This window comes from Marinobacter sp. JSM 1782161 (assembly GCF_011421605.1).
Lineage (GTDB): Bacteria > Pseudomonadota > Gammaproteobacteria > Pseudomonadales > Oleiphilaceae > Marinobacter_A > Marinobacter_A bohaiensis.
In genome coordinates, this window is the sequence record NZ_WSSA01000002.1 from 1,730,985 (window position 1) to 1,747,467 (window position 16,483).

At 63.3% G+C, this 16,483-nt stretch carries 16 protein-coding genes; 10 read left to right on the top strand and 6 right to left on the bottom strand.

The window, feature by feature from the left end; all coding sequences use genetic code 11:
- The first annotated feature begins 2 nt into the window (after window positions 1-2).
- The gene (locus GQB00_RS07720; protein WP_207950636.1) at window positions 3-998 is read left to right on the top strand and encodes a LysR family transcriptional regulator; all 996 of its coding nucleotides are present in this window, start codon (window positions 3-5) and stop codon (window positions 996-998) included.
- Here GQB00_RS07720 and GQB00_RS07725 read toward each other — a convergent pair.
- Window positions 964-1,890: an AEC family transporter gene (locus GQB00_RS07725; RefSeq protein ID WP_111494945.1), complete on the bottom strand. Its 927-nt coding sequence runs from the start codon at window positions 1,888-1,890 to the stop codon at window positions 964-966. The two genes, GQB00_RS07720 and GQB00_RS07725, sit on opposite strands and share 35 nt — an antisense overlap.
- A gap of 110 nt (window positions 1,891-2,000) precedes the next feature.
- On the opposite strand from GQB00_RS07725, the gene GQB00_RS07730 reads away from it, so the two are divergent.
- From GQB00_RS07730 to GQB00_RS07740, 3 genes are read left to right on the top strand one after another with little or no spacing between them, the layout of a single operon-like run.
- Window positions 2,001-2,882, top strand: coding sequence for a LysR family transcriptional regulator (locus GQB00_RS07730; RefSeq protein ID WP_165855798.1), 882 nt, complete (start codon window positions 2,001-2,003; stop codon window positions 2,880-2,882).
- Window positions 2,883-2,884: 2 nt separating this feature from the next.
- A complete protein-coding gene (locus tag GQB00_RS07735) occupies window positions 2,885-3,391 on the top strand; it encodes a DUF6942 family protein (RefSeq protein WP_165855799.1) in 507 nt (168 codons plus the stop codon).
- A 51-nt stretch (window positions 3,392-3,442) separates the two neighbouring features.
- Window positions 3,443-4,288 carry a DUF72 domain-containing protein gene (locus GQB00_RS07740; protein WP_165855800.1) on the top strand — a complete coding sequence of 282 codons (846 nt, stop codon included), beginning with the start codon at window positions 3,443-3,445 and terminating at the stop codon, window positions 4,286-4,288.
- Between the two features lie 24 nt (window positions 4,289-4,312).
- Here GQB00_RS07740 and zigA read toward each other — a convergent pair whose 3' ends face one another.
- Window positions 4,313-5,515 carry a zinc metallochaperone GTPase ZigA gene (gene zigA, locus GQB00_RS07745; RefSeq protein WP_165855801.1) on the bottom strand — a complete coding sequence of 401 codons (1,203 nt, stop codon included), beginning with the start codon at window positions 5,513-5,515 and terminating at the stop codon, window positions 4,313-4,315.
- Window positions 5,516-5,688: 173 nt separating this feature from the next.
- Here zigA and GQB00_RS07750 point away from each other — a divergent pair, with 173 nt between their 5' ends.
- Window positions 5,689-6,327, top strand: coding sequence for a DUF1826 domain-containing protein (locus GQB00_RS07750; RefSeq protein ID WP_323127254.1), 639 nt, complete (start codon window positions 5,689-5,691; stop codon window positions 6,325-6,327).
- A gap of 24 nt (window positions 6,328-6,351) precedes the next feature.
- Here GQB00_RS07750 and GQB00_RS07755 read toward each other — a convergent pair whose 3' ends face one another.
- Window positions 6,352-6,558: a YjfB family protein gene (locus GQB00_RS07755; RefSeq protein WP_162628748.1), complete on the bottom strand. Its 207-nt coding sequence runs from the start codon at window positions 6,556-6,558 to the stop codon at window positions 6,352-6,354.
- Window positions 6,559-6,797: 239 nt separating this feature from the next.
- Here GQB00_RS07755 and GQB00_RS07760 point away from each other — a divergent pair, with 239 nt between their 5' ends.
- The 5 genes from GQB00_RS07760 (at window position 6,798) to GQB00_RS07780 (ending at window position 13,414) form a co-directional block, all read left to right on the top strand.
- Entirely contained in the window at window positions 6,798-7,160 is a 363-nt protein-coding gene (locus tag GQB00_RS07760) for a hypothetical protein (protein WP_162628747.1), read from the top strand.
- Window positions 7,161-7,199: 39 nt separating this feature from the next.
- Window positions 7,200-8,576: a class II fumarate hydratase gene (locus GQB00_RS07765; RefSeq protein ID WP_165855803.1), complete on the top strand. Its 1,377-nt coding sequence runs from the start codon at window positions 7,200-7,202 to the stop codon at window positions 8,574-8,576.
- A 269-nt stretch (window positions 8,577-8,845) separates the two neighbouring features.
- On the top strand, window positions 8,846-10,378 hold the full coding sequence (locus tag GQB00_RS07770; protein ID WP_165855804.1) for a BCCT family transporter: 1,533 nt from the start codon (window positions 8,846-8,848) through the stop codon (window positions 10,376-10,378).
- 37 nt (window positions 10,379-10,415) lie between these two features.
- Window positions 10,416-12,431, top strand: coding sequence for a CocE/NonD family hydrolase (locus tag GQB00_RS07775; RefSeq protein WP_165855805.1), 2,016 nt, complete (start codon window positions 10,416-10,418; stop codon window positions 12,429-12,431).
- Window positions 12,432-12,490: 59 nt separating this feature from the next.
- Window positions 12,491-13,414, top strand: a complete 924-nt coding sequence (locus tag GQB00_RS07780) for a LysR substrate-binding domain-containing protein (protein ID WP_165855806.1) — start codon at window positions 12,491-12,493, stop codon at window positions 13,412-13,414.
- Here the strand turns inward: GQB00_RS07780 and GQB00_RS07785 are convergent.
- The 3 genes from GQB00_RS07785 to GQB00_RS07795 form a co-directional block, all read right to left on the bottom strand.
- On the bottom strand, window positions 13,411-13,923 hold the full coding sequence (locus GQB00_RS07785) for a cyclic nucleotide-binding domain-containing protein (RefSeq protein WP_165855807.1): 513 nt from the start codon (window positions 13,921-13,923) through the stop codon (window positions 13,411-13,413). The two genes, GQB00_RS07780 and GQB00_RS07785, sit on opposite strands and share 4 nt — an antisense overlap.
- A 144-nt stretch (window positions 13,924-14,067) precedes the next feature.
- Complete coding sequence (locus GQB00_RS07790) at window positions 14,068-14,946, bottom strand: hypothetical protein (RefSeq protein WP_165855808.1); 879 nt, start codon at window positions 14,944-14,946, stop codon at window positions 14,068-14,070.
- Between the two features lie 166 nt (window positions 14,947-15,112).
- Complete coding sequence (locus GQB00_RS07795; protein ID WP_165855809.1) at window positions 15,113-16,240, bottom strand: sterol desaturase family protein; 1,128 nt, start codon at window positions 16,238-16,240, stop codon at window positions 15,113-15,115.
- Window positions 16,241-16,483: the final 243 nt, after the last annotated feature.

Here is a 16,483-nt window from a genome sequence, read left to right on the forward strand (position 1 = left end):
ATATGAATCCTATAAACCACAGACTCCTGCTAGAATTGCTATTTCACCAAACCACTGTTCGTTATTTACGAATTCTCTCGATGAAATACAATCTGACCGACTTACGTCTGTTCATTGCCATCGCTGAATGCCAGAGCCTGACGCACGGTGCCGAAAGGGCATTTCTGGCTCCGTCGTCGGCAAGTCACCGAATCAAGATCCTGGAATCGTCCCTGGGCACTGCGCTGCTGCGACGGCGTGCCCGCGGCGTTCAGCTCACCCGTGCCGGGGAGGTTTTCCTGCGCCATGCCCGGCAGGTTTTCGCCAAGCTGGAACAGATGCACTCCGATCTGGCCCCCTATGCCGATGGCGTGCAGGGCCATGTGCTGCTTTGGGCCAACACCCATGCCATTCACAGCTACTTACCCAACGATCTTGCAGCGTTCCTCAGTCACAACCCGCGGATCAGCGTGAACCTGGAGGAACAGACCAGCTCCGACATTCTCGCCGGCGTGGCCCGCGGAGAAGCAGAGATCGGGATCGTAGCCGGGCACGATGACCACCAGGAAGTAACGCTACAACCCTACCGGGAGGACCGTCTGGTGCTGATTACCGAAGAAGGGCACGCCCTGGCCGGTACGGCGTCGATTTCCTTCGCAGACGTCCTGTCAGAGCCGTTCGTGATGCTTCATGCCGGCTCGGCCATTCACACCTTTACCATGAATACCGCATCCGGCCTGGGAGCACACCTGAACGTTCGAGTGCAGGTCAAAAGCTTTGAAGCGGTATGCCGCATGGTGGCCGCCGGTGTTGGCATTGGCCTGGTGCCAAAAGAAGCGCTCAGGCAGTCCGGTAACCAGTCCCTCGCCGTCATCGAAGTGGAAGAAGACTGGGCCCAGCGTGATCTAAAGATCTGCACCCATCCCAAGGCCACCCTGTCACCGTTTTCACAGGCATTGATCGATCACCTCATCGGCGGCGACGTCACCCCATCCAGTAAAGACAAAACGACAACGTGACCAGCGACCCCACCGTCGAAAACAACACCGAACTGGCCACCACCGACGCCTCGCGCCGATAGAATTCCGCCAGCATGAACGGCCCGGTGCCCGTGGGCAGCGCGCTGAGCAGGAGAGCCGCCTTGGCCCAGAACGGCGGTAGGTGGAACACGTGGACCGCCAACCACCAGACCAGCAGCGGGTGCACGATCAGCTTGATTCCGACCAGCCCCAGCGCGCCATTGGCCGGGCCGCGCTCGCGCTGGGCCAGGAACGCACCGAGGGAAACCAGGGCGCAGGGCGTGGTGGCGGCGCCCAGCATGTCGAGGAACTGCCCCGCCGCCTGGGGCAACTCCAACCCCGACAGGGCCCAGGCGCCGCCCAGGATCGGCGACACCACCAGTGGATTGCGGGCCAGCGCCACCACCACCTTGCGCACGGCCCGCAGCGCCGAAGGTTCGTTTTGCAGGCCCACCTCGACGCAGACGATGGCAATGGAAAACAGCAGGCACACCACGATCAGCGTGGCGATCAGGGCGGGCTCAAGGCCGTCATCCCCCAACACCAGAATGCACAGAGGAATGCCGATATAACCGGTATTGGCGTATGACGCACTGAGACCGTCGATGCTCGCATCCGCCAGGTCGCGCCGGACCAGCCAGCGGTAGCCAACGGTGATCGCGAATACCAGCAGCGTTCCCAGGGTCACCACCGCAATAAAACCGGGATGCCAGATTTCCTCGGCGGAGGCGGTTGCGGTGGACATGAACAGCAGTGCCGGCAGGCACAGCCAGACCACGAAGCGGTTGAGTTCGGAGGCGGCGGTGTCTCCCAGGCGACCGGTCCGGCGGCACACGTAACCGGCCAGGATCAACCCAAAGATCGGCAACAACACATTGACCACAGCCATCATCGGCAGACTCCACTCAAACGCCCGAATAGAAAGCGCCAGCCTACCCTTGGTCACCGATACCGTCTAATGCTATATATATGATCTGTCGATACCCAACAAGCATCAATAAAATGGACCTTCGCCAACTGCGCAGTTTCCTGGTGCTGGCCGAAACGCTGAACTTCAGACGGGCCGCCGAGCGCCTGAATATGACCCAGCCACCGCTGAGCCGGCAGATCGCCGCCCTGGAAGCCGATCTGGGCACACCGCTGTTCCGACGTCATTCCCGGGCCGTGGAACTGACTCCCGCTGGCGACCAGTTCCGCAGGGACGTCGGCCGGCTGCTCGGTGATCTGGACGTGGCCGTGACCTCAGCGCGAGCCGCGGCCCTGGGGGAACGCGGCACCCTGACCATCGCCTTCACCATGTACGCCGCCTGGAATACCCTGCCCGAGATGGTCGCCGCCTTCTCGGAGACACACCCCGACGTGTCGCTGAACCTTAACGAAACACTGCCCCGGGACCTGCATGAGGCCCTGATCCAGGGTACCGCGGACGTGGGCATCAGTTTCCCGCTGCGCTTTGCGCATACACTGAAATACCGCCCGTTGTTCCGGGAACCGCTTTGTGCGGTCCTACCGGAGACGCACCGGCTTGCCGGCGCGCGTCAAGTGTCGGTGGGTGACTTGGCGTCGGACCCGTTCATCACCTTCCCCAGCCGCACCGCGCCGGCGCTGCACGAGGCGGTCACCGCCTGTTGCCGGCTGTACGACTTCGATCCCAGCATCCGCGTGGAGACGCACCTGCAGCAGACCATCGTCAACCTGGTGGCACAGGGCCTCGGGGTCGCGCTGGTGCCGGATTCGATGCGCCGGATGCAACTGCGCGGCGCCGTGTTCCTGCCGCTGGAAGAGTCGTCCGACGTGGAACAGGGCGTCTACTGGAACGACGCCAACCCCAACCCCTGCCTGCCTCGCTTTATCGACAGCCTGCGGGCGCCGTATCGGAGCTGACCATGCCACCATCCGACGCCTCAACCCAGCCGGATAACCTCGGCGCCGCCGATCCCCGTCTGGCACTTTACCTGCCGCACCGACCGAACGGCCTCGCGCAGCTTGTGGACGATCCCCGCGCCGACACCCTGATCGCCGCCAACTCCAATCACTGGCGCAAGATCGTCACACTGCTGTCGAAAATCACCAGCCCGGCGGCGGAGGACTGGCGCCGTTTCCGGGACGACGCTCTGTTCGGGCAGACGGCCCTGTGCTTTACGCCGCAGCTGCTGAAGATCGACGGCTGGCACTGGATCGGCGGCAAGGACAACCTGCAACGCTTCGAGGGCCTGAGTCACGACGCCCGACCGCTCGATCGCTGTCCCGGCGTGGCCATCGACCCGGACCGTCGCCTGCTACTGACGCCCTACCCGGACTACCGCCAACTGAGCAACGCGCTGGTAAGCCGGATTCGTGAGGAACTGGCGCAACACGGCTTTTACGCTCGATCCGGGCACACACATCGGTAGAATAAGCGGCGAACCCAAGACGCGACGATCCACCACAATCCCGACTGGACCATGACCCGCCCCTACTTTCTCGGCAGCCCCCAGTGGCACGATCCCAAGTGGAACACCCAGCTTCCGTCCGGCCGCAGCCCGCTGGAGCGCTACAGCCAGGTGATGAACGCTGTGGAAGGCAACACCACCTTCTACGCCACACCCAGCCAGGAGCAATGCCGCCAGTGGCGCAGCCAGGTGCCGGCCGACTTCCGCTTCCTGTTCAAGTTTCCCCGCGCCATCAGCCACGATCGCCTGTTGACCGGCGTGGACGCCCAGGTGCGGGATTTCCTGGAGATCCTCTCCCCACTCGACGACGTGCTGGGGCCGTTCCTGATCCAGTTGCCGGCCGCCTTTGGCCCCGAGCACCTGAGTAACCTGTGGGGGTTTATCGAGGCCCTGCCGGCGCCGCTGAGCTGCACGGTCGAGGTCCGGCACAGCGCGTTCTTCGGCAAGGGCGAAGCGGAGAAACAGCTCAATCGCGGACTGCGGGAACGTCAGGTGGCGCGGGTCTGCCTCGACAGCCGCGGGCTCTTCTCAGCGGTGCCGGACTGCGACGCCACCGTCGATGCCCAGCGCAAGAAACCCCAGGTGCCGGTGCACCTGTTGCCGGTCGACGCCCCGTCGGTCGTGCGCTACATCGGCCACCCGGACCTGGAGGCCAACCGGCCCTTCCTCGCGCCCTGGGTGGAGCGGGTCGCCGGCTGGATCGAGGCCGGCCAGCGGCCGTTCGTGTTCATGCACATGCCGGACAACGGCGATGCGCTGTCCCTGGCCTCGCTGTGGAGCACCCTGCTCAACGAACGCCTGCCGCAGGCGGACACCCTCGACCTGGTGGACGACACCTCCCAGATGGGCCTGTTCTAGACGGGCCCTCCAGACATCCCGGATTTACTGCCAGGCCGGGAACGGGTCGTTCAGGGTCTGCCAGAAAGAGCGGCCCGCCATCAACTGCTCGTCGTCCAGCAGGCAGTCGTCCAGTTGCCGGCAGACCGCCTCCCGGTCCAGGTCCTGACCGATGAAAACCAGCTCCTGGCGCATATCGCCGAACGGCTCCTCCCAGCTTTCCATGATCATTCGGCGGAACTCCGGATCCTCGGGCCAACTGGACTCAGGCACGGCTTTCCAGAAGGTGCCGGCAAAGCCGTGACGCGCGATGCCACCGGCCTGGCTCCAGTGACCCGCGAATTCCGGTCGTGACGCCAGCCAGAAGTAACCCTTGGAGCGGATCAGTTTGCCGCCCTGCCACGGCTGATGAAGAAAGTCGTGGAACTTGGCCGGATGGAACGGACGACGGGCGCGATAGACAAAGCTGCCGATGCCGTACTCTTCGGTTTCCGGCACGTGCTCGCCACGCATTTCCTTCAGCCAGCCTGGCGCCTGCTGGGCGCGCTCGAAGCTGAAGCGGCCGGTACCCAGCACTTTATCCAGCGGCACCGCACCGTCGCGAATGGGCAGGATCTCGGCTTCGGTGTTCAGACTGCACAGCACGCCGGTGAGCCGTTCCAGTTGCGCAGGCTCCACCAGGTCGGTCTTGCTGATCAACAGCAGATCACTGAACTCCACCTGATCCACCAGCAGATCCGCCACGCTGCGTTCGTCCTCCTCGCCCAGACTTTCGCCGGTCTGCTGAAGGGATTGCGCCTCGTCGTAGTCGCGCAGGAAATTCACCGCGTCGACCACGGTCACCATGGTATCGAGCCGGGCAACGTCGGACAGACTCACGCCGTTCTCGTCGGCAAAGGTAAAGGTCTCGGCCACCGGCAGCGGCTCGGAAATGCCGGTCGACTCGATGACCAGGTAATCGAAGCGCCCCTCGGCAGCCAGGCGGCCCACTTCGACCAGCAGGTCTTCGCGCAGGGTGCAGCAGATGCAGCCGTTGCTCATCTCCACCAGTTTCTCCTCGGCGCGATTGAGCTCCACTTCCTGCTGGACCTGGGCGGCGTCGATGTTCACTTCGCTCATGTCGTTGACGATGACCGCCACGCGACGGCCTTCGCGGTTGTTCAGTATGTGGTTGAGCACGGTGGTCTTGCCGGCGCCCAGGAATCCGGACAGCACGGTGACGGGCAAATCCGCAGCGGACAAAGGCATGGTGGGTCTCCTCAGGTTTTATGGGGCGAGATGCTTTGACGGCAACACGGCCCGCAAAGGTCGTGTGCGTTTTCATCATCGCTATGCGTTGCAATTAGTATGTTATAACATAACACTAGCACAATCACGCAAGCGTCATGACTTGCCCTGATCAAATACCTGGAGCGTCGACCGTGACCCAGTTCCCCGAAACGATTTCCCAGCCGCTGGCCGTTGAAAGCCCCCAAGCCGAATGTCTGACCGAAATTTTCCGGGACGACGTCAACCTGACCGTCTGGAAGCGACCGCCGCTCCCCGGCGCCCAGACATTCGCCCAGTCTCTGTTTGCCCACACGAACAAGCTGGAGCGTTTCATCAGCCTCGGTCCCGGGGAGCCGGCCAACGCCCTGCTGCCGGACTGGGCAAGCCAGCTCGATGGCGCGGCCGCCTGGCTGGATGACGTGAACCAGCTCATCGACATGTATCGCTGCCTGTTCGAGCCCGATGCGGTGGGCGTCCGCCTGCACGCGCTCAACGGCACCATGTGCCCGCGCTTCCACACCGACCGCGTTCCCGTGCGCCTGCTATGCACCTACCGGGGAACCGGGACCGAATGGCTACCCGAGTCCGCCGTCGCCCGGGGCGTCGGTGCCGGACCTCTGCCCAACCAGACGCCAGGGGAAGGTGAGATCCAGCAGGTTCCACCCGGCGCGGTGGCGCTTCTGAAAGGGGAAGCCTGGATCGGCAACGAAGGTCGGGGGCTGGTGCACCGCTCGCCGGACGCCAGTCAGTCGCCCCGCCTGGTGCTGGGGCTGGATTGGCTGGCGGATTAACCCGGGGAGTAAACGCCCGCGCGTTCAGACGCGGACGTCGATCTGGCTGCCGATGTTGGGGTTGGCACTGGTGGCCGTGGTCGGCGCCGCTTCGGTCACGCCTTCGAGGAGTTGAAGCGCGCCACTGGCGGCCATGTCCTGGGCGGATTTCAGGACGCTGATCTGCACCTGCTCCCGGAGCTGACTCTGGCTAAGCTGGGTGCTGAAGCTGGCGATGGAAGCAACATCCATAGTGTGGCCCGGCGATTGGGATAACGTTGGGAGTTTTTGATTCACTGCCGAGGCTACCAGTCCCCCATCCTCAAAGATAGCCACCCTGCCACGACACTCGACCGATCCAGCAACCGCATGACCCGCCTCCTCAACGAGCTTGACGATGCGCCTCCACACAAAGAGAATGCAAATCAATCTCATTAAAGAGGATCTGGAAAGGTGGCGCGTCATTCCGCCGGCTTCCAGTAAGGACCGATATGCCAGGCTCAACGCCCTTTGCCCAGCGACTCAGAACCCGAATCCGCCACGGCCTGGAACCGGACAACCCGGCACTGGTCATGATGTGGCTCGATTTCGAGGACAACCAGTGCGCCGGTTCCCCGTGCGATCAGCAGTGGCGCTGTTATCGAGACGCCGTCGACCTGCTTCTGGAAACGTTTACCGACGAGCTGAACCCCTCCCACTGGCGCGTTTTCTGTCTGGACCAACTGGTGCGGCCACTGTGCTGCCTGCAACGTCTGGCCGGCAGCGACGAACGGCACGAAGAGCTCCAGGGCCTGTTGCAGGAGATCAGCACGCTCTCGCATTTCTTCTGCCCCAGCCTGTCCCGCCCCGACTGATTTCCCACACCCACAACCAACACCGTTAAGGAACCGAGCATGGCAACACGTATCGAACGCGACAGCATGGGCGAACTGGAAGTAGCGGAACAAGCGCTCTACGCCGCCCAGACCCAGCGCGCCATCAACAATTTCCCGGTCAGCGGCCGGCCTATGCCGGAGCCGTTTATCCGCGCGCTGCTGCTGGCCAAGAAAGCCGCCGCCCAGGCGAACGCGCGACTTGACCTGCTGGACGCCACCATGGGCGCGGCCATCGGCGAAGCGGTGGATCATCTGCTGGCGCAGGACAACCTGATGCAACACTTCCCGGTGGACGTGTTCCAGACCGGTTCCGGCACCAGTTCCAACATGAACGCCAACGAAGTCCTGGCCACCCTGGCCAGCCGCAACAGCGGCGAGACCATCTCCCCCAACGATCACGTCAACTACGGCCAAAGCAGCAACGACATCATCCCCTCGACCATTCACATCAGCGCCGCGCTGGAGCTGAACGAGCGGGTGCTGCCGGCACTGGCGTACCTCTCCGACGCGATCAAGGCCAAGGCGGAAACGGTCAAGGATCAGGTCAAGACCGGGCGAACCCACCTGATGGACGCCATGCCGGTGCGTCTGGACCAAAGCCTGCTCAGTTGGGCCAGCCAGATCGACCAGAACATCGAGGCCCTGAAGAACACCCAGCCCATGCTGCAAAGCCTCGCCCAGGGCGGCACCGCGGTGGGCACCGGCATCAACGCCCACCCGGAATTCGCTGAAAACTTCAATCAGCAGCTGACGGAGCTGACCGGCCTCCGCTTCACACCGGCCGCCAACCTGTTCACCCACATCGGCACCCAGGATGTGGCCGTGTCAGTGTCCGGCCAGCTGAAGATGACCGCCGTCTCGCTGATGAAAATCGCCAACGATCTGCGCTGGATGAACTCGGGACCGCTGGCCGGTCTCAGTGAAATCGAGCTGGAAGCCCTGCAGCCGGGCTCGTCGATCATGCCGGGCAAGGTCAATCCGGTGATCCCGGAAGCCACCGCCATGGTGGCCGCTCAGGTCATGGGTAACGACACCACCATCACCGTGGCGGGGCAATCCGGCAACTTCGAGCTGAACGTCATGCTGCCGCTGGTGGCCCGCAACCTGCTGGAGAGCATGACGCTGATCGGCAACGTCTCGCGCCTGCTGGCCGACAAGGCCATCGCCACATTCACCGTGAATGAATCGAGCCTGAAGCAGGCGCTGTCGCGCAACCCGATCCTGGTCACGGCACTGAACCCGATCATCGGCTACCTGAAAGCGGCGGAGATCGCCAAGCTGGCCTACAAGGAAGGGCGCCCGGTGATTGATGTGGCAGTGGAGAATACCGACCTGTCCCGGGAGGAACTGGAGCGCCTGCTGGACCCGGCCAAGCTGACCCTGGGCGGCCTGTAACGCCCACCGCCAAAGCCGGATCGCCTCCCCTCGCCCGCCCCGGGTGAGGGGAACGACAACCGGCCTTCCGGCCCCGTCCGGAAGAGGCAACGCCACCCCATGCAACACAAGCATCGACCGGCGCCCGATTCCAGGCCCTGCAAGACCACAGCCATGCGCCGAGCGCATACCCCAATGACGAGAAAGCGTTTGCCGCCACCCTACCCTCGCTCCCTACAATAGCTCGCCATAAGCGACTCTTTGTACATAACGATAACGGAGCGGTACTTATGCAGGGCTCTCTGCGACACGGGGTCTTCTGGCCCACATTCATCATCCTGATGTCGGCCGTGGTGGCCAGCTACGTCGACCTCGATGCGTTCCTGTCCGTCACCAAGGAACTGAACAGCGAGATTCTCGACCACTTTTCCTGGCTGTTCAGCCTGGGCAGTCTCTACCTGGTGATCCTTGCGGTCATCGTCTACTTCTCCCCCATCGGCCGCATCCGCATCGGCGGGGAGGACGCCACACCACTGCTGTCACGGCTGCGCTGGTTCTCCATCACGCTGTGTACGACCCTGGCCGTGGGCGTGCTGTTCTGGACCACCGCCGAACCGCTCTATCATTTCATGGGCCCGCCCGGCTCGTCCGGCATCGAAGCCGGCTCCGGCGACGCCATGCTGTTTGCCATGTCCACCATGTTCCTGCATTGGACCATCACGCCCTACGCCATCTACGCGGTACCGGCGCTGATCTTCGCCCTGGCCTTCTACAACCGTCGCCAGCGCTTCTCCATTTCCAGCATGCTCGAACCGCTGGTCGGCCCTCGCATCCAGCGCTTCAGCGGGCTGATCGATGCCCTGGCCCTGTATTCCCTGGTCGCCGGCATGGCGTCCACCCTGGGTACCGGTGCGCTGACCCTGGCCGGCGGCGTGGGCCAGTACCTGCCGGGGGATACCTCGCCACTGCGTCTGGGCGTTGTGGTCTCCATCGTGGTGGTGACGTTCGTGATTTCCGCCGCCAGCGGCCTGAAGAAAGGCATTGCCCGACTGTCCGCCCTCAACGCCTGGCTGCTGCTGGCGCTGGGGCTGTTCGTGTTCATCGCCGGGCCGACCGTGTTCATGCTGCAACTGGGCACCGAATCCCTGGGCGTGTACCTGGACGACTTCTTCGCCAAAAGCCTGTTCACCGGTGCCGCCGGACAGGACAACTGGCCCTACGGCTGGTCGATCTTCTACTGGGCCATCTGGTTCGCCTGGGCGCCGGTCTCCGCGCTGTTCCTGGGCAAGATCTCGCGGGGCTATACCGTGCGCGAGTTCCTGCGCATCAACCTGCTGTTCCCGGCCGCGTTCTCCGGCACCTGGATCATCATTTTCTCCGGCACCGCCCTTTACCTCCAGCGCGAAGCGGGCGTGGACCTGTACGCGGTGCTGAACGATCAGGGCGTGGAACACGTGCTCTACACCGTGTTTGGCGAGCTGCCGCTGTCCGGGCTGTGGGTGCCGCTGCTGCTGTTCATCGCCTACATCTCCTACGTGACGGCGGCGGACTCCAATACCGATGCCATCGGCAACCTGTGCACCCGGGGCCTGACCGCGGACTCCGACCTCAACGCGGGCCTGAAAATGAAGGTCCTGTGGGGCGCGATCGTCGGCATCGTGTCCTGGGTGATGGTGAGCTTCATCGGCGTCGACGGCGTCAAGATGCTCTCCAACCTGGGCGGCCTGCCGGCGATGCTGATCATCCTGCTGGCCACCAGCGCCCTGTGGATCTGGCTGCGTCATCCGGAGCGGCTGCAGTTGCCGACATCCAAACCCAAGTAATCCAGTTTCAAAAGCCATCAAGACTCAAGGACACCCCATGAGCATCAAGCACGACTTTCCGTATGCGGTGACCGAAACGGCGCATTTCACGATCCCGCTGTCCGACGGCACCAAACTGGCCGCCCGCCTGTGGCGGCCGGATACCGAGGAGCCGGTGCCGGCCATCCTCGAGTACCTGCCGTATCGCAAGCGCGACGGCACCGCCGTGCGCGACGCCCTGACGCATCCCTACTTCGCCGGCCACGGTTATGCCTGCCTGCGGGTGGACATGCGCGGCAACGGCGAGTCCGACGGCCTGATGGCGGACGAGTACGCCGAGCAGGAGCAGAAGGACGGCCTGGAAGTCATCGCCTGGCTGGCGGCGCAGCCCTGGTGCAGCGGCCAGGTAGGCATGATGGGCATCTCCTGGGGTGGCTTTAATTCCCTGCAACTGGCCGCCCTGCGTCCGGAGCCGCTGAAAGCGATCATCACCCTGTGCTCCACCGACGATCGCTTCGCCGACGACATCCACTACAAGGGCGGCAACCTGCTCAACGAGAACCTGGGCTGGGCCTCGACCATGCTGAGCTTCTCCGCCGCCGTGCCCGACCCGCAGCTGGTGGGCGACCAGTGGCGCGAGATGTGGAAACACCGGCTGGACAACATGCCGCTGATGGCCGAGACCTGGATGTCCCACCCCACCCGCGACGACTACTGGCGTCACGGTTCGGTGTGCGAGGACTACCGCGACATCCAAGCAGCGGTCTACTGCGTCGGTGGCTGGGGCGACGCCTACAAGAACAGTATTCCGCGCCTGATGGAAAACCTGCCGGGACCAAAGAAAGCCATGGTCGGCCCCTGGATCCACAAGTACCCGCACTTCGCCCTGCCCGAGCCGTCCGTCGGCTTCCTGCAGGAAGCCCTGCGCTGGTGGGACTACTGGCTCAAGGACATCGACACCGGCGTGATGGACGAGGCCCCGGCCCGTTTCTACCTGCAGGACGGCCTGCCGCCCAAAGCCATGCACAGCGAGCGCCCGGGCACCTGGGTGGAAACCGAAGCCTGGCCGGGCAAGGCGGTGGCCGCACGTGAGTACTTCCTGACCGAATCCGGCCTGCAGTCACAGGCATCCCCGCTGGCAGCACCGCAAACCATGACCACGCCGCTGACCGCCGGCACCGGCCAGGGCGAATACTGCGCCATCTGGTTCGGCCCGGACCTGCCGACCGACCAGCGCCGGGACGATGCCTGTGCCCTGACCTTCGACAGCGAGGCGGCGGACGACTGGCTGCCGATCCTGGGCCAGCCGGAAGTGAACCTGCGGCTGTCCAGCCCGGAAGACTGCGGCCAGCTCACCGTGCGTCTCAACGATGTGGGCCCCGACGGCAAGGTGGCGATGATCACCTACGGCGTGCTCAACCTGGCGCTGCGCAACGACCGCGCCACCTACGAGCCGCCGGTGCCGGGTGAGCCGATGGACGTCACCCTGAAGCTGGATATGGTGGGCTACCGCCTGCCGCCCGGGCACAAGCTGCGGGTCTCGGTCAGCTCCGCCAACTTCCCGCTGCTGTGGCCGGCTCGCAAACGCGCCGACCTGCGTCTGGAAGCGGGCCTGCAACGCCTGAGTCTGCCGGTCTTCACCGGCGACGCCATCGACTGCCCGTTCGAAGCGGCGGAATCCGCCGAGCCGGCGCGGCTGGAGACGCTACGCGCCGGGGCCCCGCGTCGCACCGTTCGCGAGGATGTGGCCAGCGGCGAGGTGTCGGTGATCATCGAGGACGACCTGGGCGCCATGCGCTTCCTCGACCACGGCCTCTGGGTCGATCAGCACTGCCGCGAGATCTACACCGCTGATCCCGAGGATGCCGACAGGGCCCGCGCCGAGATCGAGTGGCACTACGAAGCCGGCCGCAGCGAGGGGGACGGGCAATTCCACGTCACCGTGAAAAGCTACCACTGGCTGACCTGCGACGCCGACAACTTCTATCTCAAGGCGGAACAGAAGGCGTTCGAGGAGCGGGAACTGGTCCACCACAAGACGTGGGAACGGGTCATCCCGCGCACCGCCGTGTGAGCCGCAACGCCGGCTCCGCATGGTATGCTCCGGAGCACTCGATGTTCCCGGAGCGTGCCATGTCCCGATCGTCCCTGCCGCCGCTGTCCTGCCTCCAGGCGTTCGAAGCGGCGGCGCGTCACTGCAATTTCACCCAGGCCGGGGCTGAACTGAGCCTCACCCAGAGCGCCATCAGCCGCCAGGTCAAACGGCTGGAGGACGATCTGGGGCGCCCGCTGTTCGAGCGCCGCGCCGACGGCCTGACCCTGACGCCCACCGGCGAACACTTCTTCCGCGTGGTCCAGCGCCTGCTGCGGGAGCTGGCCAACGAAACCACCCATCTGCGCGCCCGTGGCGACGATGACCGACTGACCATCGCCTCCAGCCCCACCATCGCGTCCATCTGGCTGGCCCGCCAGCTGCCGGAATTTCAGGCGCTGTTCCCGGACATCGCCATCCGTATCCTGACCGTCGAGGACCCGCATCGTCTGGACCTGTCCGAGTTCGATCTGGGCATCTACTACCACGTGCCCGGAGAAGTGGAACCGCCGGGGCTGAGCTGCGAACCCATCTTCGCCAACGAGGACGTGATCGCCGTCTGCGCGCCGTCGTACCTAGACCAGAACGGCAAGCCGGAGAGCGCCGGAGACCTGCTGCGCAACCACACGTTGATGGTGGTGGAAGATCACTACCACGACTGGCTCACCTGGCAGGGCTGGTTCGAAGCGCTGGGGTTCGACTGGCACCCACCCGAACGCACGCTGCGGGCCAACAGTTACCAGTTGCTGATGAACGGCGCGCTGGCCGGACAGGGGGTTACTCTGGGCTGGGCCAAATTGCTACGGGAGGATCTGGAGCAACGCAACCTGGTTCAGGCGCTGCCCGAGCGGCTACCCAGTCAGGGCTCACTCTCGCTGTTCACCCCGACCCACCGGCATATGACAGCGGCCATGCGTCATTTCCGCAACTGGCTGGTGGACCCTTCGCGGCTGCCGGAGAGCTAGTGTCTCTTCTGGTAGCTATGGTGCAGCTCGTAATCCTGTTCCGCGAGCGTGCTCGCCATGTTGATGAAGGCCCGCGCTGTACCGCGCACCAGGTTGAGAAGCATCAGACCAAAGGCGTCCGGTTTCTGCTGCTGAAGGTCCAGGAAGTGACCGGAGGTGATCTCAAGCACCACCGCGTCCTCCACGGCCACGGCGAAGGCCGGGCGTGCCAGTAGCGCGATCATGGGTACGAACCCCATATCGTCGCCCGGATCGTGGCAGCGTGCGAGCGTCCAACCGCCATCGCTCCGGGGCATATAGCTTTTCATCTGGCCGGTCAGAACGATGTAGAAAGCGTCGCTCCGCTCGCCCACTTCATACAGGTGCTCGCCCGCATCCAGCGCGAGTACGCGACCGGCCTGCAACAGTTCCAGAACCACAGTCTCCGGCAACGCTCCGAAGGTAGAGAGTTCACAAAAGTAGGCGGATCCCTGCGCCTGCCAGAATTCCAGGGCATCGATCTCGCGCATACGTTTGCCCGCTGGGTGGGTCGCTGGTTTTCTCAGTATAGCCGCCATTTGCGGGATGCGGATCGGTCGCCGGCGCCAGACACACAAAAGCCGCACGTTTTACCGCGCGGCTTTTGTTGGCGTTCATCATTTCGGTCGTGAAGCTCACTCCACAGCGACGCCCTCATCAGCGCGGCCCGCCAGCAGCACGTCCCGGAAAGAGAGGTAGTAAGCGCCGTTGATCACCAGCGCGAACAGCCAGACGGCCAGCGCCATGACGATCAGGAAGATCACCATCGAGGTGCTGAGCGCACCGCCAATCATCGGGATCAGCAACACCAGGAAATAAACGGCCCCGATGTTCATGGCGAAAATGCACAGTACGAAAAGATTCTTGAAGCTCGCCCGGAAGCTGTTCGCCAGCGCGGAAATAACGCCGGCGCCCGACACGATGATGAGCGGGATGGCGTAGCAGAACAGCGCCGTGACCACCGCCATCCCCAGGAGAACCAGAGCAAAAACGATGCTGGTGCCGCCCATCATCGAGCCCATCATCCGGTCGTAGCTGCCGTGGGGATTGAGAATGCCCATCATCGCATCGCTGGAGCCAAAGAGTTCGAAGGCCAGGTAAACCAGCAGACCGTAAACGGCCGTTACCAGCAGCATGGCGATGATCAGCAGGAAAATTCCCAGGATGCTGCGCCCCCGGAAGCCCCGGAATACGTCATTGATCCTGGGCTGCTGCTCGGCGGTGCCATGGAACAGGGCCATCATGCCCGACTGCAGCAACATGGCTACGAACATACACACCATGATCAGCACCAGCGTTCCGAAGCCGGGATTACGCGGCTGCGCCGCTACCATGCCAAACTGGATCAGGACAGTCCCAATCGTCACGATCAGATAAGCCGGAACAATCGTCTTCCAGTGAGCACGAATCAGGCGATAGGCATCGATGATCCAGCTCAGCGGCGGCCCCGCTTTGATCTTGCAGACCTCGATGGCGGTCGATGTATCGGAAAAAGCCTCAGACTGCGTATTCATCCTTGAAATTCCTTGAGTTTCTATACCGTGGCCAGATGACGATCCAGATCGCTGGATCAGGCACGCAACCCTAACAGAATGTTAATCTTTCGGAATGCGCTATGACCTACATCCGTGTAGGAAATTGCCTACACCGCGCGTTTGGTCTATCCCGTCCAGGCCGCCCTCAGTCCCGGCGGAACCACCCACGAAACGGGAACAGGAACTGCCCCACAATCCCGTCCGGAATATCGTCGGAGACGGTGCCATAACGACTAGCCAGGTGCTTGGGCAAATAGACGGTTCTGAACAGTATGTCGTAGATCGGCAGGAAGCCGGCGTAGTTCTTGTCGATGGCCGCGTCTTCGGAGGAATGGTGCCAGTGATGATATTCCGGCGTCGCCAGGATCCAGCGCAGCACCGGGAAACGGAAGCGCACGTTGGAATGGATAAAGATCGCATGGAACGAGATGAAGATCAGGTAGGCATAGAGTGCCGAGGGAGCAAACCCGAGCACGAAGATCGGCAGGTAGCCGGCAAACCGGTTCACCAGGATTTCCAGCAGGTGCAGACGCGACGACGCCAGCCAGTTCATCTGCTCGGTGGAATGGTGGATGGCGTGAAATTTCCACAGAGCCGGCACTTCGTGCATCGCCCGGTGGAGCCAGTAGGTGCCCAGATCCACCACCAGCAGGATCTCAATGAACTGCAGCCACACCGGCTGGGCCGCGACCCAGAGCTGTAGGTCCCAGGTGGTCACGCTGTGCAGGAAGACCTGAATCGGGATCACCGTGAAGAAACTGATCAGCTGTACGCCCATATGACTCACCATGAAATACTTCAGATCGGTGATCCAGCCCTTGCGCAGGATGCTCTGTCGGGGATCCTTCGGATAGGCACGCTCCAACGGAATAAAGACCAGCGCCAGAACCACCAGGGTGAGAATGAAGTAGTCCAGCCCCACGTAGAGCCCGCGGCTGTCGATGTTGGGCGCCTCAATCCGGCCCGACGCCAGCAGGGCCGCCGCAACCGCCAGTCCCATCCCGGTCAGGCCGTATCCGGGCGACTCGTGACGGGCCATGGCGAACAGTCCGAAACCGAAACTCACGGCGATGCTCAACTGCAGCAGATAGCGCATCACCTCCGGGTTATAGGCCGCGCGGAATTCCGGCATGGTGAGCACCTCGGGCATCAGGAAGCACAACGCCCCCAACAACGACATGGCCCCGAAGAAAATGGACACGGTCGCACTGCCCTTGCCATTACCCGGCGTCAGGTCCACATCCTCGTACTTGTCCCGCAAGCGCTGGCTCATATTCGCTAACTCCCTGTCTGGCGAATGAAAGGGCGGAATCTATCCGAATGGGGCCATCCGGTCCAGACATTCCCGTCGCCCTATCGGACACAACCGTCACTGGAAGCGGGAAAACAGGCCGGATGGGTCGTGAGCCCCCGAATCGCGCGCCATGGTCCGTGGATACGCCTCTCCGCACCAAATTGAGTCATTCCGGTATGACCAGTGCCTTTCACAGCACTCTTTTTGGCCCTGGCACAGTCC